The sequence below is a fragment of the Cupriavidus malaysiensis genome, from assembly GCF_001854325.1.
Classification (GTDB): Bacteria; Pseudomonadota; Gammaproteobacteria; order Burkholderiales; family Burkholderiaceae; genus Cupriavidus; species Cupriavidus malaysiensis.
Genome location: NZ_CP017755.1, coordinates 897,753 through 919,022, shown reverse-complemented (window position 1 = coordinate 919,022; position 21,270 = coordinate 897,753). Strand labels below are relative to the sequence as shown.

Here is a 21,270-nt window from a genome sequence, read left to right as displayed (position 1 = left end):
CATTATGGCTTCCACAATTATTGACTCGCGCATCTTTGGCGACATGTTCAGTGATGCGCGCATGCGCGAGGTGTGGTCGGACGAGAACCGGACCGCCAAGTACCTTGACATCGAGCGCGCCCTGGCAAAGGTGCAGGGCGAACTCGGTATCATCCCGAAAGAGGCCGCTGACGAAATCGTACGCAACTGCGAACTTTCGCAGATTGACTGGGTAAAGCTCAAAGCCAAAACCGAGCAAATCGGCTATCCAATCATCGCCGTGGTCAACCAGATCAATCAGAACTGCCGAGACGGCCTCGGCGAGTTCTGTCACTGGGGAGCCACGACCCAGGACATCACTGACACCGCGGCGGTGCTGCAAATGCGTGAGGGTCTCGCACTGATCGAGGCGGATCTGGACGACATTGCGGGAGCGCTCGCTAAGCTAGCGAAGACATATCGGGACACACCGGTCATCGGCCGTTCTAACTTGCAGCAAGCCACGCCGATTACGTTCGGCTACAAGATGGCCAGCATCCTGGCTGGCATTGACCGTCACCGCGAGCGGTTGCAGCAGCTCAAGCCGCGTGTACTGATGGGAGAGTTCGGCGGCGCCTCCGGTACGCTTTCTTCTCTGCAGACAGGCGCGATGGAGACGCAAGCCGCGCTGATGAAGGAGCTGGGTCTAGCGCAGCCGCTCATCTCCTGGCATACGGTACGCGACACCGTAGCCGAGGTTGGCGCCTTCCTGGGTCTCGTCGGTGGATCGCTTGGCAAGATTGCCATGGATGTAAAGCTGATGATGCAGACGGAGGTCGCGGAGGTATTCGAACCATTCGCGCCCGGGCGCGGCTCGTCGTCCACCATGCCGCAGAAGCGCAACCCGATTTCGTGCCTATACATCCACGCGAACATTGCAGTGGCGCGACAGCACGCAGCGGCCCTGATGGATGCGATGGTCGCCGACCATGAGCGCTCCACCGGGCCATGGGAAATTGAATGGGTGTCGTTGCCAGAGATCTTCTGCTTGATCTCCGGCGCATTGAAACAGGCGAAATTTGTCCTGCAAGGGCTTGAAGTGGACGCCGACCGCATGCGCACCAACATCGATATGACCAACGGGCTGGTGATGTCCGAAGCGGTGATGATGGGGTTGGGCCCGTACATCGGCCGGGAATATGCGCATGACCTGGTCTATGACCTATGCCGCAAGGCCATCGACGAAAACCGGCCATTGATCGACATACTCGCGACTCACCCGGAAATCCGCGGACATGTCACACGATCTCAACTCGAGGCGATGTGCGACCCCGCCAATAACCTGGGGCAGGCTGGCGTGATGGTCGACCGCGTGCTTGCAAGCCGGCGTTGAAAGATCAACCCGCCTGGCGAAGATTCCGGCAACTCTCATGCCGGTCGCACCAAAATAAGGAGACACCGTTGTGAAACTACGGAGCCTATTCAAGCACTTATACGTCCAGGTACTCATCGGACTGATGCTCGGCATCACTGTCGGTCACTACTGGCCGGATATCGGTGCATCCCTCAAACCGCTCGGCGATGGGTTCGTCAAGCTGGTCAAGATGATGATCGCGCCGGTCGTGTTCTGTACGATCGTGACCGGTATTACGTCGCTTAGCGATACCAAGGAGATCGGAAAGACTCTGCTGAAGTCGATGGGGTTATTTTATGCACTGACCATCATTGCCTTGCTGACCGGTCTCGTCACGGTGTTTCTGATGCAGCCCGGCACAGGTATGCACATCGACCCGAAGCAACTCGACGCGAGCGTTGCGGCGCGCTTTGCCAACGACATCCATATCCAAGGCTTTTCCGACTTTGCATTGCACATCATCCCGAATGCGTTCGTCGGGGCGTTCGCGCAAGGTGAGGTCCTGCCTGTCCTGTTGCTCGCGGTGTTGTGCGGTTTCGGCCTTACACGCATCGGGTCCGCGGCCCGTCCCGTACTGGACACCATCGACGGCTTTTCCCACATGCTTTTCGCCGTCTTTGGCGTCATCATGCGGGTGGCACCCATCGGGGCTTTCGGGGCGATGGCTTTCACGGTCGGACGCTATGGAATCAAGTCGATTGGTTCTTTGGGGCTCCTCATCGGGACGTTCTATGTTGCCTGTTCCTTCTTCGTCGTAGTGGTACTCGGTCTCCTGTGTCGCCTGCATGGGTTCCGGCTTTGGCAGTTGCTGCGCTATATCAAGGAAGAACTGCTTGTCGTCCTCGGTACATCGTCAAGCGAGCCGGTGCTGCCTCGGTTGTTGTTGAAGCTCGAGCGCTTGGGCTGCAAGAAGGGCGTCGTCGGGTTGGTACTTCCGACAGGGTACTCCTTCAACCTGGACGGCACTGCTATCTATCTGACGCTTGCATCGATGTTTATTGCCCAGGCGTGCGACATCCACCTGACCTGGCATCAGATTGCTGCCATGCTCGGCATCATGTTGCTGACGTCAAAGGGCGCAGCGGGGGTAACCGGGAGCGGATTCGTGGCATTGGTAGCGACACTGACCGTCATGCCCGACCTTCCCGTTGCCGGCGTCGCGCTTATCGTGGGCATTGACCGCTTCATGTCCGAGGCTCGCGCCCTGACGAGTACGATCAGTAACGTCGTCGCCTGTATCGTGGTTTCGATGTGGGAAAAGGCTTGCGATCGTGACGTACTGAAGCGCGAGTTGACTTCGAACTACCCATTCACGGAGGAAAAACTGGAGGCGGGCGATGCGCCGTCCGTGGTCACCGCCGGCCCGTCGCCGCTCTGAATCAGTGTGCGGCTGCTCGTATCTATGCGCGGCGACTGCCGCGCTTGCCCCGGGTTGATTTCATTTCGCTGAGGAAATCATAGAGTTGCTGTGCCGCAGGCGTCAACGAACGGCCCCTCCGATGAATGAGTCCAATATTGCGTGTAATGACGGGATCGGTCAGCGGAACGCTTACGAGTAGCGGATGGTCCGGACCAGGCATGGCAATCGAAGGCACAGCCGCAACGCCGAGCCCGGCTTCGACTAGTCCCAGCATTGTTGTGACGTGCTGCGTCTCATAGATGCTGTATGGGAGGCCGGATACGTTGGATAGCGCCTGGTCCAGCAGTAGCCGGTTGCCGGATGCCTTGCTCACAGAAATATAGTCATACTCGGCCAGGTCTGCCCATTTGACGCGCCGATGCTTGGCGAGTGGATGGTCGCGCCGGCATGCCGCCACGAACCTCTCTTCAAGAAGGGGGCGAAACTCGATTTCCGGCTCCTGGTTGCCAACGAAATTGAGTCCGAAGTCCGCTTCACCGCACGATACTGCGGACAAGACCTCGTTCGCGCTGGCGTCAAGAAGCTTGACGCGAATCTTCGGATAGCGCTCGTGATAGCGCGAGATGACCTGCGACAAAAAGTAATAGACCGTTGAAGGCACGCAGGCGATCGTCACTTCCCCCATGCGTGTGGTCGTTACCCCCCGTATGCTAAGCAGTGTCTGGTCCAGGTCATCCAGAATCTGTTGTAGCTTGCGGTCGAACTCCCGCCCCACCGATGTAAGGCTGACGCTTCGCGTGGTGCGATCCAGCAAGCGGACACCCAGTGCCTCTTCCAGCTTCTCGATTCGGCGACTGAAGGCCGGCTGCGAAATATGCAGCGTGTCGGCTGCCTTCCGGAAGTTGTTCAGTTCGGCAACTGCACGGAATGCCTGCAAGTCGTTGAGGTTGAAATTGATGGTCATCGCTGTGCCTCGCGTCGTCGTCACTGATCCATAGTGTGCATCAACCGTTCTCAATTATGCAATTCCATGGGAACCGGAAAAGTATGACGATACGTTTGCGGGCGGAGAGGCCCTAGATCGAACAATATCCAATAGGAGCAGACAGATGCGGTTTATCCAACGACTTGTCCTTGGCAGTCTCGCCGTCGCGGCCGCCATGGCCAGCCCCGGTGCCTGGAGCGCCTTCCCGGACAAGCGGATCACGTTGGTCGTGCCCACTGCCGCAGGAGGCGCCAACGACGCCATTGCACGTGTGGTTGCGCAAGCCATGTCGTCAATTCTCAAACAGACCGTTGTGGTCGACAACAAAGCCGGCGCCAACGGCGCAATTGCCAGCGAGTTCGTCATGCGGGCTCCGCCCGACGGTTACACGCTCCTGCTTGGATACGTCGCCACCCATGCGATGAATCCCGCACTGCAGCGCCTGCGCTATGACCCCGTGTATAGACCGGGGACATAGGTGACACCTGTGCGAGGACATGGTTGACACATATTAAGCCGCCTGGTGGTCGTTCAAATCGATGTAGCCGAAGCAGTGATCGACGAAATACAGATCGAATCGTCCATCGTGGTTGGGTTGTGGGCGCAAGGCGACCGGGAAATCTCGTAGGGCATTGGACACTTTGAAGGTTTGCCCGCGAAAGCGCAGTTGTCCGTCCCATTTGATCTTCACCACCAGATCGTCAGGGCCGTATTCGATCTCCGGTAGCACCTCCGGATAGGAGCGAGGACTGGGCTGATAGCGTGTCACCGGCGTCGCCAGGCCGAGTGCCTCGTGTGGGCGCTGCAAGTTGTAGATATCGCGCCAGGCATCAAACGCATGCTGGGCTTGCAGGCTGGAGGCAAAGCCACGGGCATTGATCACTTCGGCTTTGAGGGTGCGGTGAAAGCGTTCGTCCTTGCCATTGGTTTGAGGATGGGCCGGACGGCTATGGGTCAGGCGCACGCCCAGCCGGATGAGCCAGACCCCCAGGCCGGTGAGCTGCCCCGGTTGTGAAGGACTGCCCCACGGCGCCCCATTGTCGGCGTTGATACGCCAAGGCAGTCCGAAGTGGCGAAAGGCCTGGGCCAGGTGCTCCTGGACCACAGCGGTGTGGGTCTGCGTACAGGCGGCCAGCGTGACGGCGAAGCGGGAATGATCGTCCAGTACCGTCAATGGTGAGCACATCTGGCCATCGTGCGTGCGAAAGCCGCCCTTGAAATCCATTTGCCACAGCTGATTGGGCGCCGCATGTTCAAAGCGTTGCCAGGGCTGGGCCTTGACCGAGGCTTCGGGTGAGATCAGGCCATGTCGATGCAGGATGGACGTCACGGTGCTCGGAGCCGGCACCGGTGTGTGGCCCAGATCCTGAAGCCGCCGGCTGATCTTGCGTCCGCCCCAAGCCGGGTGCTGCAGGCGCAGGGCGACGACCAACCGCTCCAGTTCCTCCGCCGTTCGGGTCGGACTGGTCGCGGGCCGGCGCGACCGCTCGACCAAACCAGCCATCTCCTGTTCGGTGTACCGAGCAATCCACTTATAGCCGGTCTGCGGGGAGATGCCGTAGCGTTGGCATAGCTGGCGGCGATTGCAGCCCTCTTGCTGGGCGAGCAGGACGAATTCGTGGCGCAGGCTCATGGTGTCGCGTGGGCTCCAGGGCATGACGGACTCCGGCAGAAACTCTGCCGTGAAGTGTCAACCATGTCCTCGCACACCTGTCCACCATGTCCCCGGTCTATACAACCCCGTTAAGGACTTCGTGCCAGTCGGCATGGTCGGGTCGTCGGCGACGGTGATGGTCCTCAATCCCGGGGTGAAAGCGAACGATGCGAAGGCCGTCGTGGCTCTGCTGAAGGCGACGCCAAGCAAGGTCAGCTACGCATCCGCTGGCAATGGGACCGCCCCGCACTTTGCCGCCGAGATGTTCAAACTCTCCACGGGCACCGACATGCTTCATGTTCCGTACAAGGGGTCTGCACCTGCGATCAACGACACCATAGCAGGCCAGACACAAGTGATGTTTCCAAGTCTTTTTACGGCCATCCCTTATGTAAAGGGGGGCAAGCTTAAGGCGGTTGGCATCGCGGGCAGCAAGCGTTCCGCATTGATGCCAGACGTCCCCACACTAAAAGAGCAGGGCATCAATGATGTCGACGTTTCGCAGTGGTATGGGATCTTCGCACCTGCCAATACCCCGGCGCCGATCATAGAGGCGTTAAACAAGACGCTCAACCAGGCGCTGGCGGAGAAAAGCGTCGTTCAACGCCTGGAAGGCCAGGGCGCGGAGGTCGCGACAATGACGCCGAATCAAATGCAGATCTTTATGCAACAGGAGCAAGTGAAATGGAAGGCGGTCGTGCAGGCGGCGAAGTTGAAGGCGGACTGAGATGAGTAAAACTATTCCCTGTGTCCTGATGCGCGCCGGCACTTCTCGCGGACCGTTTTTCCTGCGCGAATGGCTACCGGAAAGCGACGAGGAGCGTGACCAGGCGTTGATTGGCGCGATCGGAGCATCGGATCCCTTGCAACTTGACGGCGTTGGAGGAGGCAGCACGCTTAACAGCAAGGTGGCCATTGTGTCACGGTCCACGCAGCCGGATTGTGACCTGGACTATCTTTTTGTTCAGGTAGGAGTCGGCAATTGCTCGGTGGATACACGCCCCAACTGCGGCAACATGCTGTCAGGCGTCGCGCCTTTCGCCATCGAGCAGGGTCTCGTCAAGGTCGAGCGCGACACGACTCGCATACGCGTGCATAACGTCAATACTGGCGCTCGAATTGACGTGACCGTACGTACGCCGGATGGCCGGATAACCTATGACGGTGACACCCGCATCGACGGTGTCGCTGGAACCGGCGCGCCGATCTTGCTTGATTTTCTGGATGCCTGGGGTGCCGTGACAGGCCAAGTATTCCCAACGGGAAAACGCATCGATGTGATCGATGGCATCGAGGTGACTTGCATCGACGCGGCCATGCCGCTGATGATTGTCCGGGCCTGCGACCTGGGCGTCAGCGGCCGTGAAGCACCGGCCACGCTCGACAGCGATGCAGCATTGCTGGCGCGACTGGAGACGCTGCGATTGCAAGCCGGCCTGCTGATGGGCCTCGGCGATGTGTCTGACAGCGTCATTCCGAAGCCAGTGCTGGTCAGCCCGGGCGACTCGCGCGATAGCATCACATCGCGCTACTTCACTCCGCGCAAGTGCCATGCCTCTCATGCCGTTACAGGAGCGATCGGCGTGGCCAGCGCCTTCGCATTGCCGGGTACCGTCGCGAGCCAAAACGAAAGGCACGCTGGCCGACATGCCCTCGTGGTGCTTCATCCCGCTGGGCGGATCGAAGTCGAAGTCGAACTGGAGGGCGAAGGTGGTGCCACGAAAGTAACTCGAGCAGCGCTTGTTCGAACGGCCCGAAAAATCATGGCTGGTGAACTCCATCTGCCCGACTACGTTTTCTCCCGGCCCGCGCCAATGGCAAAGGCTTCGGTGGGATCGCGCGCGAAGCCTTTGCAGATCATCCTTCCTACACGCGCAGGCGGTGGCAATGACGCTGTGGCTCACCTCATCGGTCCCCGCATCAGGCGTCTGCTCGGACAAGAGGTGGTCATCGATAACCGGGCCGGAGCGAACGGAGGGATAGCCTGCGAGTATGTTGCGCGGGCGGTCCCCGATGGACATACGTTGCTCCTTGGCTACGTGGGAACACACGCGATGAATCCCGCCCTTCAGAAGGTCGGGTACGATCCCCTCCGCAGCTTCGCGCCGATAGGTCTCATTGGGTCATCTCCGATATTGCTGGTGGCAAATCCGTCGAACGTGCCGGCTGACGTGGAGGCTCTGATCGCCCGCTTGAAACAAGAGCCACAGGGTCTGCGCTACGCGTCCGCAGGCGACGGCACACCGCCTCATTTCGCTGCAGAACTCTTCCAGCTTGCCACTGGCACATCAATGCGCTCTCTCACCTTTGACGGCGCTGCTCCGGCAATTGCGTCCACCATCGAAGGGCACGCACAGGTGATGTTTTCCAGCCTGCTCACTGCGTATCGGCCGCTACGTGCCGGGCGCCTTCATGCGCTTTCGGTTGCCGGTCCGCAACGCCTCACTTGTTTGCCGGATGTTCCTACCCTGGCTGAAGCGGGGATTTCCGGCGTGCAATTGACACAATGGTACGCACTGTTCGCGCCCGCTGGCACTCCCTCCGCCCAGGTGGATGAGCTGAATCAGGTATTGAACGAAGTCTTGCGAGACCCAGACGTCATTGCGGGTTTTGAAAGTTACGGTGCGACGGCGGAGCCAAGCAGTCCGGAGGCGCTCGCAGCAAAAGTGGAGGCCGAGTTGACGCGATGGCGGCGCGTCGTTATCGAGTCAAGTCTGGCGCCAGCACTTCCTGCTCCATATCCTCAATTAGCCGACTCGTGTTAACTGCGCCGTGACGAACCGGCCAAGGACTGCCTACAGTCTTGCAACTGCATATCAGGCGGGTTCCGTGTCGGCTCGAAGCAAGTCGGCAATGATTTCGACAGACTTGCGGGAATTGATGAAGTACAGATTCAGCAATCACAGCAATAGGAGAAGCCATGACCCTAGTCGAAGCTCACTTGGGCAGCGAAAACAGGCTGGAGCTGGTATCCCGGCCTTGCCACGCGGTCACACCGGTTGCGGTTAAAGACCCCGATCCAACGGCCATTTCCTGGAGACGGACACCGACCGAGGTGCTGATGGAGAATTTGAATGACCGGCAAGACGTGACCGCCATCGCGTTCTTGGGATACAACTAGCGCTTCTCGACGATGGCGAGCCCCGAACGGTACGCCACGACTTCCGTGGCGAGCCATAGTCTTCATTTCTTGCATCACGTCGACGCCGTCGCCGTTGGCCGTACTGCCCGGCGCTGATCAACGGCGCCTCGTCGCACATGATCGAGCAGGACGACGAGCACGAAGGCTCCGTGTTCCACCTTGCCGCCCGCTGAAAGGCACCGCCATGAACATCGCCACCACCTATCTCTTCGTGCCGGGCAACCGGCACGAGCGCTTCGACAAAGCCGTTGCCGCCGGCGCCGACGTGACAGTCTTCGACCTGGAGGATGCAGTCCATCCCAACGGCAAGGACGCCGCCCGCGTGGCAATCGCCTCGTGGCTCGCGGCAAGGCAGCTTTCAGGGCAGGTGGCGAATGTCCTTGTCCGGATCAATGACACCGCCTCGCCTTATTTCAATGCCGACCTTGAGTGGCTCGCCACCCTGCCCGCCGGCACGCCGCTGGCCGGGCTGATGGTTCCCAAGGCCGAACAACCTGCGACGTTGGGCGGCATCGCCGAGGCGCTGCGCAGGATCAATCCGCACGGCGTACTGGTGGCGATCATTGAAAGCGCCATTGGCTTGCATCAGGCCGACGCCATCGCCACGGCGCCCGGCGTGGCGCGGCTGGCGTTCGGCTCCATCGACTACGCTGTCGACCTCGGCTGCGAGCACACCCGTGACGCACTGGCCTACGCACGCAGCCGCCTCGTGCTGGCCTCGCGCGTCGCCCGTCTGCCGCCGCCTGTCGACGGCGTGACCACCGCGCTGACGGATGAGACCGTTCTGGCTGACGACGTCGCCTACGCCCGGGAACTCGGCTTCGCCGGCAAGCTGTGTATCCACCCGTCGCAGGTGGCCGGCGTGCAAGCGGGCTTCCGTCCGTCCGCGCAACAGGCCGATTGGGCCCGGCGCGTGATCGAGGCCACCTCGTCCGGCAGCCATGCCGTGCAGGTCGACGGAAAGATGGTTGACCGGCCCGTCATCGAGCAGGCGAAGCGCATCCTGGCTCTGTCTGGCAGCTAGTAGGCGCTGTCCCGGCCGAGCCGGAGGGCGACCGGTTCCTCATTGAATCGGTGGATGCCGGTTCAGCAGTCCGGCCACATGTCAGATCGAGTCATAACTAATACACATCAGCCGTGTGGTGCCCGCGCTCCAGTACGAACGCATTTCTCAATTCTTGAGACTACTTCGCACTTGCGATCAATCCACGTAGGAACACCATGATCAGCCGCCCCGGCGGATCCAGGCGATCGGTGGTCCTTTGCAGCGCCAGCCCATGCGAAAGTGCCATGAAGGCAGCAGCTAGTTCGTCCGGCGAGGCAGGGGCCGGGCGCCCGAGCTTCTCAAACAACAGGCTGATTACGCTACCGATCTCGGACCGGTGCTTGCCCCATACCTTCTGGTACTCGGCAGCGAACGTCGGGCTGCGTTTGGCATGCAACTGCAGTTCGATGGAAAGCATGCACCAGTCAGCATCTTGATTGAGCGTAGAAGCCCAGGCTTCCAGTTCGGCCAGTATTTGCTCGAGCTGCTGCGCGTTGTTGCCCATGACCGTGGACAGCTGCAGCGCTTCTGCTTCCATGTGCCGCCGCAGCAACTCTAGCAGGATGTCCTCCTTGCTCGAGAAGTTTGAATAAAAGGCGCCTTGGGAATAGCCCGCGTTGTTCGCGATGTCACGGATCGATGCACCCCCATACCCGTTCGACACGAACAAGTGCTGTGCAGCGTTGATCAGGCGCTCGCGAGTTTGCGCCTGGCTTTCTTCGCGGGTCAGGCGCCTTCTTGCTGTCGTAGTGCTCATGCCGGGAAAGATATCACATGAAATTCGGATGTCGGCCGTCGGGCGGTGCATCTGGACCGAAGTCAAACGCCATTCCGGATGTCACTTGATATTTCAACCTGCCGGATGTATATTGAAAATTCATGTGATTTTTGAAGTTCAGTCGATATGGAAAAACTCAGCAGCCCACGGCGCGCGTTCGTCACCGGCGCCACAGGCCTTCTCGGCAACAACCTTGTGCGTGAGCTGGTCGCACGCGGCGTCTCCGTCAAGGCGCTCGTCCGCTCGGAGACCAAAGGTATGCAACAGTTCGCGGGACTGAAAGGCGTTGAATTGGTGCTGGGCGACATGGCGGATGTACCCGCTTTCTCCGCAGCCCTCCAGGGATGTGACGTCGTGTTCCACACCGCCGCATTCTTTCGCGACAACTTCAAGGGCGGCAGCCACTGGAAAGCGCTCAAACGCATCAATGTGGATGGCACGCGGCAGCTTATCGAGCGGGCATACGAGGCCGGCATCCGGCGCTTCGTTCAGACCTCGTCCATCGCGGTGCTGAACGGCGAACCGGGCATGCCCATCGACGAGACCTGCCTGCGTGATCTGGCAGATGCTGACGACGACTATTACCGAAGCAAGATACTGGCCGATCAAGTCGTATCGGCCTTTCTTGAAACGCATCCGGACATGCATGCGAGCTTTGTCTTGCCTGGGTGGATGTGGGGGCCCGCCGATATCGGCCCGACTTCGTCAGGACAATTTGTCAACGATGTGGTGCTTGGGAAATTGCCTGGGTTGCTGCCAGGGAGCTTCTCGCTTGTCGATGCTCGTGATGTAGCGAGGGCGCAGATTTCAGCTGCAGAGCGCGGTCAGCGCGGCGAACGCTATCTGGCTGCTGGCCGCCACATGACGATGCAGGAATTGGTTCCCTTGCTGGGGAAGATCGCGGGCATCAAGACGCCCACAAACAACTTGCCTTTCCTGCTTCTGTATTTCCTGGCTGCAGCACAGGAAGTCTACGCAAAGATCAGCGGCAAACCCATCTTGCTCAGCTTGGCGACGGTGAGGCTGATGCGCAAGGAGGCGGGACGCAGTCATTTCATTCACACGAAGAGCGAGCAGAAACTTCAACTGAAATTTCGCCCCATCGAGCAAACCCTTGCCGATACGGTCGCTTGGTATCGCCGCAATGGCTGGCTACCCAGTGCGTCGCCCCGGTAACGCCAGGTAGACCTCTCCATCGCCCTGGTTCTTGGGGGGAGCCGACGAACCGCAAAAAGGAAAGACTATGACGGACAAATTGATCTCGAATCTCTTGACGCTGCTTGGAGCCGTCCTTCTTGCTGCGGTTGTGCCGCGCGAATCCGCTGCACAGGGCACCCCCTCAGCGAGGGCCGCGGACAGCATGGCCGAGTTCTGCAGGAAAGGACAGGCGGAGTATCCGGGGGGCATCGCTCGCATGCATCCTTCGTTCAAGTTCAACATCTGTTGGTGGCTCGAGGATGCCGGCATAGAGCCAAGCACATTCGATGACGTGGTTGGAACTCTGCCGCAACATGCAGGACCGTTGGAACCGACCTGGCAAGCGACTTTTAGCAAGGCCGCTCAGATGCATCTGGAACAAGCCCGCGCGGCCGAGGAGCGGGGCGACAATGCGTCCGCGTCGGCCGCTTACAAGAAGGCCGCTTTCTATCTGCGGATGAATCGGCTACCCAAGCAGATCCCCGCGGCAGACCTGCAGGCGACCGAACGAGCCTACGCGGTCCTGGGAAAACCGCTCCAGCGAATAGCATTCAAGTCTGGCGAAAAGGAATTCGTCGGCTACTTCCGTGCACTGCCGAGGCAAGGCGGCAGCAATCAGAAGCCGCCGGTTCTGGTCATTCTCGGCGGCCTGGACAACCTGAAGACGGAGATGATCCGGCACAGCGACTACTTCATGGGTCGCGGTTTTGCAACCCTCATTGTGGAAAATCCGGACACCGGGGAGAATCAATTGGGATTTCGTCCGGAGTCCTCTGCGATGCTTGACACGATTGCAGACTACATCAAGACTCGCAGCGACCTGGACACAAGCCGAGTGGCAGTGTACGGCTGGAGCATGGGGGGCTATCTGGGAACACTTGGCGGGCTGCGAAACGACCTCTACCGAGCGATTGTCAATATAGGTGGCCCCAGCGATGCGAGCTTCGGACAAGTGCATTGCGAGAAAGCGCCTGCATGGATCGTCGCTCCCTACACTGTATTTGCCAACATGAATCCGCGGACGACACCTCGTCAGACGATGTGCGAATACTACGAAGCGTTCCAACTCTCACGTCAATTGAAGATGCCAACCGCGGCGCAGTTGCGCAAACCCATCCTCATGGTGAACGGCGCCCGTGAAGATCTCGTTTCCAGAGACGAACCTACAGCTCTTGCCGCGCTTGGCTTCAATGTGACGCAACTGGTCTTTGGGGATGATGGGCACACGGCCGAATCGAACATGCGAGAGCACTTCGAGTTCACCGCGAACTGGCTCATGCGACGCCTGAAGACCGGCAATTGATTTGGCCGCTGACAATAGATCGATTAGTTCGCATCCCTGCGCAATGGGACAGAGAAATTATCCCGATGCGCCGCTGCCGTTCAGAAGGCGACTGCACCAATTGCCTGGGGATTGCGCCGGGCGTGCATATGGCTCCTGAGAGCCGAATATCAGTAATTGTCAGCACCGGTTTCGACCATGCGCAATAGTCTTATGCCCCGAAGTGAGGTTTTGGCATGGCGGCAGACGCACCATCGGTCGCCGCGCAGAATGTGGCCACCCGGTCCAGCGGCATGCCATGATACGCCGACCTCATTGATCAGCGTTTCCCTGGCTGGGGGATGTCCTTCTTAGGCTAGAATGTGCGTCGCGTTCAGCCCTGAGTTGCCAGCCACAGCTGCTGGAATACTGGTCTGGCGCTTGCCTTCGACGCTCAACTGATCCGCGGTCATTCCGCCGGCGTGTATGCTCCGTGCCCTCCCCCTCAACTCCGAAGTTCAACTGCTGCGCGAACGCGCGGAGGCAATTCTCTGGATCAAGACGCAAATGGCTCGATTTGGATTGCATCTGGCTGATCTCCAGGCTGCGGGATGCTGGGTGTCGTCACCCATTGAGGCCGAGCAGGGTGGGCGTATTCGCTTCAGGGACGCACAAGGCCATACCTGGGACGGTGACGGTGAGCTACCAGACTGGCTGCGACGCGCGGTGAATGCGGGCCAGACCATCGAGCATTTTCGTGCTGCCTCCTAGCTCAGAGGATCGAATTCCAATGCCTCCCCATCCGCGGGAATCCGCAGCCGATCGCCTACGCCTGCCAGGGCTGCAGCGGCCCTTAGTTCCGCCCGTTGTACGGGGCAATGACTCAGCGCTTCCAGATGATTGGCAACTACTACGCCTTTCAGGGCCTTGGTGAATTCAATCACGCCTTCCATGCCCATGATGATTTCATGCCCGACGTCGAACCTGGCGCCTCCGGCTGGAATCAGGGAAACCTTGGGCCGATGCCACGCGATGAATTCACGAATTGCAGGTGTAAAAATGGTATCGCCGGAGAGATACAGGCTGGGCTCCCCCGGCATCTCGATCAAGTAGCCGACGCCGTGCTCCATCAACAGTCCAACCATGCCTTTCCCATGCTTGCAAGCCATCGTCCTGATTCTCCCGCCGAGGAATGGCTGCGGATCATGATGATTCTCCGCCAGTGGACTCACGTTTAAGCCGCGTTGACGAAGATGCTTCGCGTCATGCGGCGTACAGATAACGGGAATTTTCCTGCTGCGTAGCCAGTGCTTGCCCACGCGGTCGAGATGGTCGAAATGCCCTTTCTGGCAATGCGTAATCAGGCAATGCGTCACCGTTTCCAGTAACGAATCGGTCACCGGCGGCAAATCAACGAGGGGATTACGCTCTCGCTGGCCGAGGAGCCTCAGTGGCGGCATTGCGCCTTTGGGAGCCAGCATCGGATCAACCAGGATTCTGTGGGCACCAATCTCGACGACGACCGTGGCATTGCGGAGCTGCGTTATTTTCATGATCTATCCGTCCTGATGGGAGGAGTTCATTGTGTGCTGCGCGCCACTCGCCTGGAATGGCGAGAACTGACATAAAACGACTGTTTTCTGCCATGCCTCCGCCGACTCCTTGCCGCATCGGTTTGCTGCTGTACCCGGAATTCATGCCGGCCGGGTTATTCGCGTTCGCGGATCTTGTTCATGCGGCGAACCGCCGGGCCGGGACGGTTCTCTTCGAGCCGATGTTTGTAGCGGCCCAGGCGGGCGTTGTCGAATGCGCTCACGGCCATTCGCTGAAAGCCGGATTATCGGCTCAAGAGGCCTGTCTCGATGCAATACTGATACCCGGGTTGTGGGCTGAATCTTCCGGGCAGATAGCCAGCGCCTTGGCGAAGAATGCAGACATGATTACGGTATTGGCCGGCCTGCAAGAAAGCGTGATGATGTGGAGCTACTGCACCGGTGTCTGCCTGGCTGCCGCCACGGGCAGGCTGAATGGGCAAAAAGCCACCATCACATGGTGGCTGGCCGACATGGTGCGGGAACAGTACCCAAAAGCCGTTTGGCAAACCGAACGAACAATTGCCTACAACTCGCGTACCGCGACCGCGTCAGGGATCAACGGTTATCTGCCGATCGCGCAGACGTTCATAGAAACGCGGCTTGGCAAGGAAGCCTATCGGGACCTGACGAAGCTCATGGTCTTGCCGCGACCCGAGCGTACTCACCATGCCTTTCAGATGATGAGTCTCATCGAGCAGCCGGATCGGCTACTGCGCGAGCTGCACAGGATCACGGAACAGATTTCTGCCACTGAAGCAACGGTCAGCCGCCTGGCTCAGGAACTGAATATGACAGAGCGAACCCTGGCCCGGAAAGTTGTTGCCGCGACTGGCTTGCCGGTCGCAAGCTATGTGCGCAGGATAAAGCTCAATCAAGTCAGCGAGCGCTTGATTCATACCTCTGCGCCGGCCAATACGATCAGCGCGGAACTCGGCTTCAGCAGTGACTCCGGGATGCGGCGGATGTTCAAGGATCTGACAGCGCTTACGCCAGCGCAATACCGGCAGGCATTTGGACGGTCCTGGACTCCGTAGACGAAGGTCGGTTAGCCTGGGCAAGGCTGACTCTCGTCGGCACCGAAGAACAGGGACGCATGCATCCAGATCCGGGCAGGTTCTGCCCAACCGCCTCAGGCGGGCAATGCGCCACCACCCTATACAACGCCGATGCCCGCTCCACACGATCCACGTGCGATCGCTGTAGCGCCTCGACTTTGCGGCGACCCTGTCCCTTCGTCGCTCCCGAAGGGACACCCGTCACGTGGCGCAGGGCGTGCGACATGCATTTTCACTTGAGGGACCGACATACGAACGCCACCGGCCGCGCCCGGGTTTCAGGCCGCCACAAAGCGGTCGCTGCGTCCCAAGGCGAGAGGGTTCAGCCTGTTCATCAGTTCGAAAGCAGCCCCCCCTCTCACTGCCGGCCTCCTCCCTAGTCCGCCTTTGCCCCGGAGATGCGCACCTGCTCTGCCGCCAGGGGCATCTGTTTCTTGACGAAGCTCCAGAACTCATCCACCCCCATCGGCTTGACGGGCAGTGAACCTTGCTCCGCGAACTGCTTTTGCAGCTCCGGGTCTCTCAAGGCCTGGTTCAGCGCAGCGTTCAGCCGGAGGAGCCGCTTCACTTCTCCTGCCATGGCATCTCCTTCCACAGTTGACGGAAGCTTGCCTCACTGCGTTCGAGTTCGGTGGCATAGGCCGGGGGTGCCAGATAGCGAAGCGGCGCAAACATGGCCTCTGCTTGTTGCTTGAATTGCGGGTCGGATGCGACCTTCGCCATGGCGTCGACAAGCTTCTTCTTCACGGGCTCGGCCAGTCCCTTTGGCGCAGCGAGCCCGCGCAATGATGCCAGCTCGATGTTGTAGCCCTGTTCACGGAACGTGGATACGTTAGGAGCAAGAACGGCGCGTGCTGCCCCCATCTGCCCGAGGAACCTGAGGGGCGTGCCCCCTTTCTGGTAAGCCAGCGCCTCCCCGACATTGATAGCGCCAATCGTAATTTGCTGGCCAGCCAGCGCGCCGCGGACTTCGCCCGCACCCTTATAGCCCACGTGCGTCATCTTCACGCCAGCAGCCTTCTCGAACAACAGCATGGCGAGGTGGTCGTCGGAGCCGACACCCGTGGTGCCCACGGTGACCGCACCCGGGTTCGTCTTGGCGTATTTCACCAGCGTGGCAAGCGAATCGATGTGGCTCGACTGATTGACAGTGAAGGCGCCCGGGTCGTCCACCAGGTTGCCAATGAGGTCATAGCTTTTCCAGGTGAACGGCGTCTTGCGCTCAATCGGAATCGTCAGCAGGTTCGGCGTGTTGATGAAGCCAATCGTGTAGCCGTCCGGTACGGCGCGCGCCAATTCGGCAAAGCCGATGGCACCGCCCGCTCCCGGCTTGTTCTGCACGACAATAGTCGTGCCAAGCTCCTTCTCGAGATATCGCGAGAGCAGGCGAGCAACCAGGTCCGTTCCGCCCCCTGGAGCGTACGCGACAATCATTTCGATGGGGCGATTTGGCCAGGCCGCGGTTTCCGCTTGCGCCGCGACGGATGCGAGAGCGCCAACCACAACAGCGAACGAGCACGCCGCAAGGCGAACGGAAAGACGCAGACGAGCGGCGTCGAAAGTGAAACGCATGATGTTGTCTCCTCGCCGGCCCTCATGGCACCAGCATATTGTTGTGATGACTACTGGGTCAGCTCGCGGCAATCAGCGAGGCCGTCTCCATTCGTTGCTTCGCCCTGGGCCAGACTTCCGGATTCACCAGGCGCTCCGGCCTCTCACCGGTTGCCAGCAACTCCACAATCTGGGTAGCGGCCAGTGTGGCGTTCCTGCGTCGGGCATCATGCGTAACGCCTGCGGTGTGAAATGTGGCCACGACGTTCCCAAGGGAGAGGAGAGGATGACCGGGAGGGGGAGGTTCCTCGTCCCATACGTCCAGACCAGCTCCAGCAAGGTGGCCGCTGGACAACGCTCGGTACAGCGCCATCTCATCGTGAATGCCTCCGCGAGCCGTACTGATGAAAATGCTTCCGGGACGCATGGCTGCGAAGGCCTCAGCATTCATGATTCCCAAGGTGCTGGCGTCGCGCGGGCAGTGCAATGACACGATGTCAGCCGAGCGCAGCAACTGGTTGAACGAGACTGGCTCCGCTCCTCGCTCACGCATCTCCGAACCATCGAGAAAGGGGTCGAATCCAATCACGCGCATGCCAAAAGCACGACCAAGTGCTGCCGTACGGCTTCCCGCATGGCCAACGCCAACCAGACCCAACGTCCGCCCACGGAGTTCGTGGCCCATCAAGTCTTCGCGGCTGCCTGTGCTATGCGCTTTCATGTGCCGGTCGGATTCAGGAATGCGTCGCATCACCGACAACATCAATCCCACTGCCATCTCGGCGACAGAATCGGCGTTTCCGCCGGCCTGGTTCATGACGACAACGCCCGCTGCTGTGCAGGCATCGATATCAATCGTGTCGCAGCCGGACCCGCTAGATGACACGGCGACGAGATTGGGACAGCGCGCAAGCAATTCCGCGGTAACAAACCAGCGACGGGGCAATTCATCCTTGGCGGCCGTGATCTGGTACACGTGCGCCTGGGAGAGGCGTGCCCAGGCCTCGTCGTCAGCCCCTTCGCGTTGACACGTATGTAAGCGAACGCCTGGCCTCTCGCTCACAATGCGATTGAAAGCAGGGTCGAGCCAGTAGTCGAAGCGCACGACTTGACGCTGGCCCCCGAGTTCGGTGCCCGACTGACTCACAGTACCCCCTTGTCAGCCAATGAGCGGTCCACCCAGGTGCGGTCGGCGCGGCCTTGCGCAATCGATTGGAGAATACCGGCCTCGTTCCGCTGTATCTGCTCCACGCATACCGCGATGGCTTCGGCCTCTTCGGCGGGAACGACCAGCAGGCCATCTCCATCTCCGACAATCAGGTCGCCCGGCCGGACAACCATGCCGTCGATGCAGACCGGTACGTGTAGTTCGCCAGGGCCGTCCTTATAGGGGCCACGGTGCGAGACACCTCGCGCATAAACCGGCAGAGGCTCCTGGCCAATCGTGTCACTGTCGCGAATCAGGCCATCGATGACAAAGCCCGCCGCCCCGCGCGCGATAGCGAGCGCAAGCATGATCTCGCCAATGATTGCGTTAGGCCCCGCGCCGCCTGCGTCCACCACGATGACGTCGCCGGGGCCGGAGAGGTCGATTGCCTTGTGGACCATGAGGTTGTCGCCCGGACGCGTGCGAACGGTTAGCGCTCGCCCGACCAGATTGCCATTGCGGCGGTGAAACGGGCGCAGTCCACTGGTCCCGGTTGTGCGGCTCATCGCATCGCTGATATTGGCGACCGGGAAGTTGCGGTACCGTTCCATCAGCGAGGCACTGACCGTGTGAGCGGGGCGCGGATGGATGCGGAAGCCGTGCGGCGAAGTCATTGTTCTGTCTCCTGTTGTGGCGGTGTATGGCCGATTGGCATGATTTAGCGGTGGTGACTTAATTCACAGCAGGCCGTTGAATGCAATGGGCACCCACGTCAGCAACACGCGTCACGCCCAGCAGGGCCAGGTCGCGCGAGAGTTCGGCTTGCATCAGGCCGATTCCATGTGTGACGCCGTGGCTGGAGGCGACCGCTGCCGCATAGGCGAACGGCCGTCCGATGAAAACGCATCGGGCCCCTAGGGCCAGCGCCTTGATGACATCGGTGCCACGCCGCACACCACTGTCGAGCATCACCGGCAGTTGCGGCACGGCTTCGACGACCTCGGGCAAGGCATGCATTGGCGCAATGGCACCATCAAGCTGCCTGCCACCGTGGTTCGACACGATGATTCCGTCCACACCGTGCTGCTGAGCCAGGCGCGCGTCTTCGGCAGTCAGGATGCCCTTGACGACAAGCTGCCCTCTCCAGCGGCGGCGGATAGTCGCCAGGTGGTCCCACGTGAAATGGGCACGGTCCGAAAAATCGCGCTCGACGCTGCGCGATACGATAGGGGCGCCACGACGGGCGTAGGCGTTCTCGAAGTGCGGCACGCCGTGGCGCAACAAGGTCCGCGCGAACGTGCCAAGCAGCCAACGGGGGTGCGAGATGCCTTGCCAGGCAAGCGCCGCGTTCGGCCGCAGCGGCGTGGAAAAGCCCGCTCGCACATTGTTTTCGCGGTTGCCTGCCACGGGTGTGTCGACCGTGATTACCAGCGTCTCGACCCGGGCAGCTTCCACTCGCGCCAACAGGCCTTCGATATGATGCATGTCACCGGGCAGGTATGCCTGAAACCAGGTACCCGGCGCCGCTGCCATCACCTCCTCAAGCCGAATCAGCGATGAGCCGCTCATGATTGCAGGTACGGACGCCTGGCAAGCTGCCTGTGCCATGACGACATCGCCGCGATACGCGAACAGCGCGGAGATGCCCATCGGGGCGAGACCGAAGGGGGCGGTGTATCGATGGCCAAATAGGCTGAAGCTCAGGTCACGACTAGAAACGCCCACCAACACGCGTGGTCGCAGTGCGATTTCCTCGAAGGACCGCCGGTTCTGCCCTAGGGATAGGTTGTCTTCGACCGCGCCGCTCACGTAGGCATACAGCGGCTTGGGCAAGCGCTTTCGAGCCAAAGGCTCGAAGTCCTTCAGTGACAAGACGTGCCGCTTGAGCCATGCAGCCTCTCGCCCACGATCAGCGCATGAGGAGGCACTACGCATCTCCCCCCTACCGGCCGCGGAGGCGGACGTGTGCGGGGCGTTGTCGAAGGAAGGAGCTGACATGGGAGCGATTGCGATGGATTGAGGGCAAATCTAGCAACGCAAAGGCAACGAAAAAAGCGAAAAATAACGAAGATATAATTTCTCTTTTCGGAAAATATCGGCTCTCAGTCCACAACGCCCCATGACTCTCAAGCAACTCGAGGCCTTCTACTGGGCGGCAACCTGCGTCAACTTCACGGTCGCGGCCGAGCGGGTCCACCTGTCGGTTTCCTCCCTCTCGAAGCGGATTGCCGAATTAGAGGCCTCGTTGGGCGTGGACTTGTTCGACCGCAGCGGGCGAAGCGCCAAACTCACCGCGCAAGGGGAGCGGATGCTGCCGCAGATTCGCTCGATGCTGCACGCCGCCGCAGAGTTGCAGCAATCTGCCGGGCAGCGCCACGGCTTGATGGGGCGATGCCATATCGGCCTGGGTGAGTTGAGCGGGCTTACCTGGTTGCCCAAGCTCGTGCGTGAGGTGGCATCACGCCACCCGGGCCTGCTGCTGGAGCCCCATGTCGATATCGGGCAGGTTCTGGAGCAGCGGCTCCATGACGGGGAGCTGGATATCGGGGTCCTGGCCGGGCCATCCACCAGGAGCAGCCTCGCTGCCGAACGGATTGGTCAGGTGGATTTCGCCTGGGTCGCCAGCCAGTCGTTTGTGGAGTTGGCCGGCACTGACAATCCGCGAGTACTCATGGGAGAGCAGACTTTGCTGACGCTTCCGGTGGGAGCCGGAGGGACACGAGTGCTCGACCAATGGCTGGCTCGCCATGGCCTCATGGTCGGCCGGCGCCTGATGTGCAACAGCTGGGGCGCGGTCGTCGGCATGCTGGTCGAAGGACTCGGTTTCGGCTTCGTTCCGCAGCTGTGGGCGGACGCGCTGGTTGAGCGCGGCGCGCTGCGGATTCTCCCCGATAACGAAGCACTGGAGCCACTGCACTATGCCGTGCAGTGGCGCCGCGATGACACCCGGCCGTTGATTCTGGCAATGCGCGAGATTATCCGCGGCACCATCGATTTCCAGGCTCCGCGTTGTTTCGTCTAAAGAAACCCTGTGGTTAGCTTTGTGGTGGTCCAGTACTACCCAGTACCATCCAGCCTACGGACGATATGCCCATCATCTTGGTCAGTGTCGGGCGCGCCCTCCACGG

General features: G+C 60.4%; 21 protein-coding genes. 12 read left to right on the top strand and 9 right to left on the bottom strand.

All coding sequences use genetic code 11. The features are described 5' to 3' along the window. Positions 1-4 precede the first annotated feature (4 nt). Both BKK80_RS23825 and dctA read left to right on the top strand, forming a co-directional pair. A complete protein-coding gene (locus BKK80_RS23825) occupies positions 5-1,351 on the top strand; it encodes a class-II fumarase/aspartase family protein (RefSeq protein WP_071021639.1) in 1,347 nt (448 codons plus the stop codon). Positions 1,352-1,421: 70 nt separating this feature from the next. Continuing rightward, a complete protein-coding gene (gene dctA, locus BKK80_RS23820) occupies positions 1,422-2,750 on the top strand; it encodes a C4-dicarboxylate transporter DctA (RefSeq protein ID WP_071021640.1) in 1,329 nt (442 codons plus the stop codon). Between the two features lie 22 nt (positions 2,751-2,772). On the opposite strand, the gene BKK80_RS23815 is transcribed toward dctA, so the two are convergent. Further along, the gene (locus tag BKK80_RS23815; RefSeq protein WP_071021643.1) at positions 2,773-3,696 is read right to left on the bottom strand and encodes a LysR family transcriptional regulator; all 924 of its coding nucleotides are present in this window, start codon (positions 3,694-3,696) and stop codon (positions 2,773-2,775) included. A gap of 145 nt (positions 3,697-3,841) precedes the next feature. Between BKK80_RS23815 and BKK80_RS23810 the strand changes: the two genes are divergently transcribed. Next, the gene (locus BKK80_RS23810; RefSeq protein ID WP_071071554.1) at positions 3,842-4,195 is read left to right on the top strand and encodes a Bug family tripartite tricarboxylate transporter substrate binding protein; all 354 of its coding nucleotides are present in this window, start codon (positions 3,842-3,844) and stop codon (positions 4,193-4,195) included. A 33-nt stretch (positions 4,196-4,228) separates the two neighbouring features. On the opposite strand, the gene BKK80_RS23805 is transcribed toward BKK80_RS23810, so the two are convergent. Further along, a complete protein-coding gene (locus tag BKK80_RS23805; protein WP_071037586.1) occupies positions 4,229-5,374 on the bottom strand; it encodes an IS481 family transposase in 1,146 nt (381 codons plus the stop codon). Positions 5,375-5,507: 133 nt separating this feature from the next. On the opposite strand from BKK80_RS23805, the gene BKK80_RS23800 reads away from it, so the two are divergent. The 4 genes from BKK80_RS23800 to BKK80_RS23785 all read left to right on the top strand — a co-directional run bounded on the left by BKK80_RS23800 (position 5,508) and on the right by BKK80_RS23785 (position 9,537). Next, positions 5,508-6,098 carry a tripartite tricarboxylate transporter substrate-binding protein gene (locus tag BKK80_RS23800; protein WP_236903938.1) on the top strand — a complete coding sequence of 197 codons (591 nt, stop codon included), beginning with the start codon at positions 5,508-5,510 and terminating at the stop codon, positions 6,096-6,098. A gap of 1 nt (position 6,099) precedes the next feature. Beyond that, positions 6,100-8,136, top strand: coding sequence for a 4-oxalomesaconate tautomerase (locus BKK80_RS35820; protein WP_084545728.1), 2,037 nt, complete (start codon positions 6,100-6,102; stop codon positions 8,134-8,136). 155 nt (positions 8,137-8,291) lie between these two features. After that, the gene (locus BKK80_RS23790) at positions 8,292-8,492 is read left to right on the top strand and encodes a hypothetical protein (protein WP_071021652.1); all 201 of its coding nucleotides are present in this window, start codon (positions 8,292-8,294) and stop codon (positions 8,490-8,492) included. Positions 8,493-8,697: 205 nt separating this feature from the next. Further along, positions 8,698-9,537 (top strand): HpcH/HpaI aldolase/citrate lyase family protein, encoded by an 840-nt coding sequence (locus BKK80_RS23785; RefSeq protein WP_071071552.1) that lies wholly within the window; start codon positions 8,698-8,700, stop codon positions 9,535-9,537. A 160-nt stretch (positions 9,538-9,697) separates the two neighbouring features. Here the strand turns inward: BKK80_RS23785 and BKK80_RS23780 are convergent, their stop codons facing one another. Then, positions 9,698-10,381, bottom strand: coding sequence for a TetR/AcrR family transcriptional regulator (locus BKK80_RS23780; protein WP_269466357.1), 684 nt, complete (start codon positions 10,379-10,381; stop codon positions 9,698-9,700). An 81-nt stretch (positions 10,382-10,462) separates the two neighbouring features. Here BKK80_RS23780 and BKK80_RS23775 point away from each other — a divergent pair, with 81 nt between their 5' ends. The 3 genes from BKK80_RS23775 (at position 10,463) to BKK80_RS35815 (ending at position 13,565) form a co-directional block, all read left to right on the top strand. Then, on the top strand, positions 10,463-11,512 hold the full coding sequence (locus tag BKK80_RS23775) for an SDR family oxidoreductase (RefSeq protein ID WP_071039540.1): 1,050 nt from the start codon (positions 10,463-10,465) through the stop codon (positions 11,510-11,512). A 67-nt stretch (positions 11,513-11,579) separates the two neighbouring features. Further along, a complete protein-coding gene (locus BKK80_RS23770; protein WP_071071550.1) occupies positions 11,580-12,836 on the top strand; it encodes an alpha/beta hydrolase family protein in 1,257 nt (418 codons plus the stop codon). 444 nt (positions 12,837-13,280) lie between these two features. Beyond that, positions 13,281-13,565 carry an H-NS family nucleoid-associated regulatory protein gene (locus BKK80_RS35815; RefSeq protein WP_083384681.1) on the top strand — a complete coding sequence of 95 codons (285 nt, stop codon included), beginning with the start codon at positions 13,281-13,283 and terminating at the stop codon, positions 13,563-13,565. On the opposite strand, the gene BKK80_RS23765 is transcribed toward BKK80_RS35815, so the two are convergent. Then, complete coding sequence (locus BKK80_RS23765; RefSeq protein WP_071071548.1) at positions 13,562-14,347, bottom strand: MBL fold metallo-hydrolase; 786 nt, start codon at positions 14,345-14,347, stop codon at positions 13,562-13,564. The genes BKK80_RS35815 and BKK80_RS23765 overlap by 4 nt on opposite strands. A 92-nt stretch (positions 14,348-14,439) precedes the next feature. Between BKK80_RS23765 and BKK80_RS23760 the strand changes: the two genes are divergently transcribed. Beyond that, positions 14,440-15,423: a GlxA family transcriptional regulator gene (locus BKK80_RS23760; RefSeq protein WP_071071546.1), complete on the top strand. Its 984-nt coding sequence runs from the start codon at positions 14,440-14,442 to the stop codon at positions 15,421-15,423. Positions 15,424-15,820: 397 nt separating this feature from the next. On the opposite strand, the gene BKK80_RS23755 is transcribed toward BKK80_RS23760, so the two are convergent. From BKK80_RS23755 to BKK80_RS23735, 5 genes are read right to left on the bottom strand one after another with little or no spacing between them, the layout of a single operon-like run. After that, positions 15,821-16,024: a hypothetical protein gene (locus BKK80_RS23755; protein ID WP_071071544.1), complete on the bottom strand. Its 204-nt coding sequence runs from the start codon at positions 16,022-16,024 to the stop codon at positions 15,821-15,823. After that, positions 16,009-17,016 carry a tripartite tricarboxylate transporter substrate binding protein gene (locus BKK80_RS23750; protein WP_084545727.1) on the bottom strand — a complete coding sequence of 336 codons (1,008 nt, stop codon included), beginning with the start codon at positions 17,014-17,016 and terminating at the stop codon, positions 16,009-16,011. Before BKK80_RS23750 ends, BKK80_RS23755 begins: the two co-directional genes overlap by 16 nt. A 58-nt stretch (positions 17,017-17,074) precedes the next feature. Continuing rightward, a complete protein-coding gene (locus tag BKK80_RS23745) occupies positions 17,075-18,100 on the bottom strand; it encodes a hydroxyacid dehydrogenase (RefSeq protein ID WP_232346344.1) in 1,026 nt (341 codons plus the stop codon). Positions 18,101-18,138: 38 nt separating this feature from the next. Continuing rightward, entirely contained in the window at positions 18,139-18,816 is a 678-nt protein-coding gene (locus BKK80_RS23740) for an RraA family protein (protein WP_071071542.1), read from the bottom strand. Between the two features lie 58 nt (positions 18,817-18,874). Next, positions 18,875-20,077, bottom strand: a complete 1,203-nt coding sequence (locus BKK80_RS23735; RefSeq protein WP_071073242.1) for an alpha-hydroxy acid oxidase — start codon at positions 20,075-20,077, stop codon at positions 18,875-18,877. Positions 20,078-20,261: 184 nt separating this feature from the next. Between BKK80_RS23735 and BKK80_RS23730 the strand changes: the two genes are divergently transcribed. Next, positions 20,262-21,164, top strand: a complete 903-nt coding sequence (locus BKK80_RS23730; protein WP_071021672.1) for a LysR family transcriptional regulator — start codon at positions 20,262-20,264, stop codon at positions 21,162-21,164. Positions 21,165-21,270: the final 106 nt, after the last annotated feature.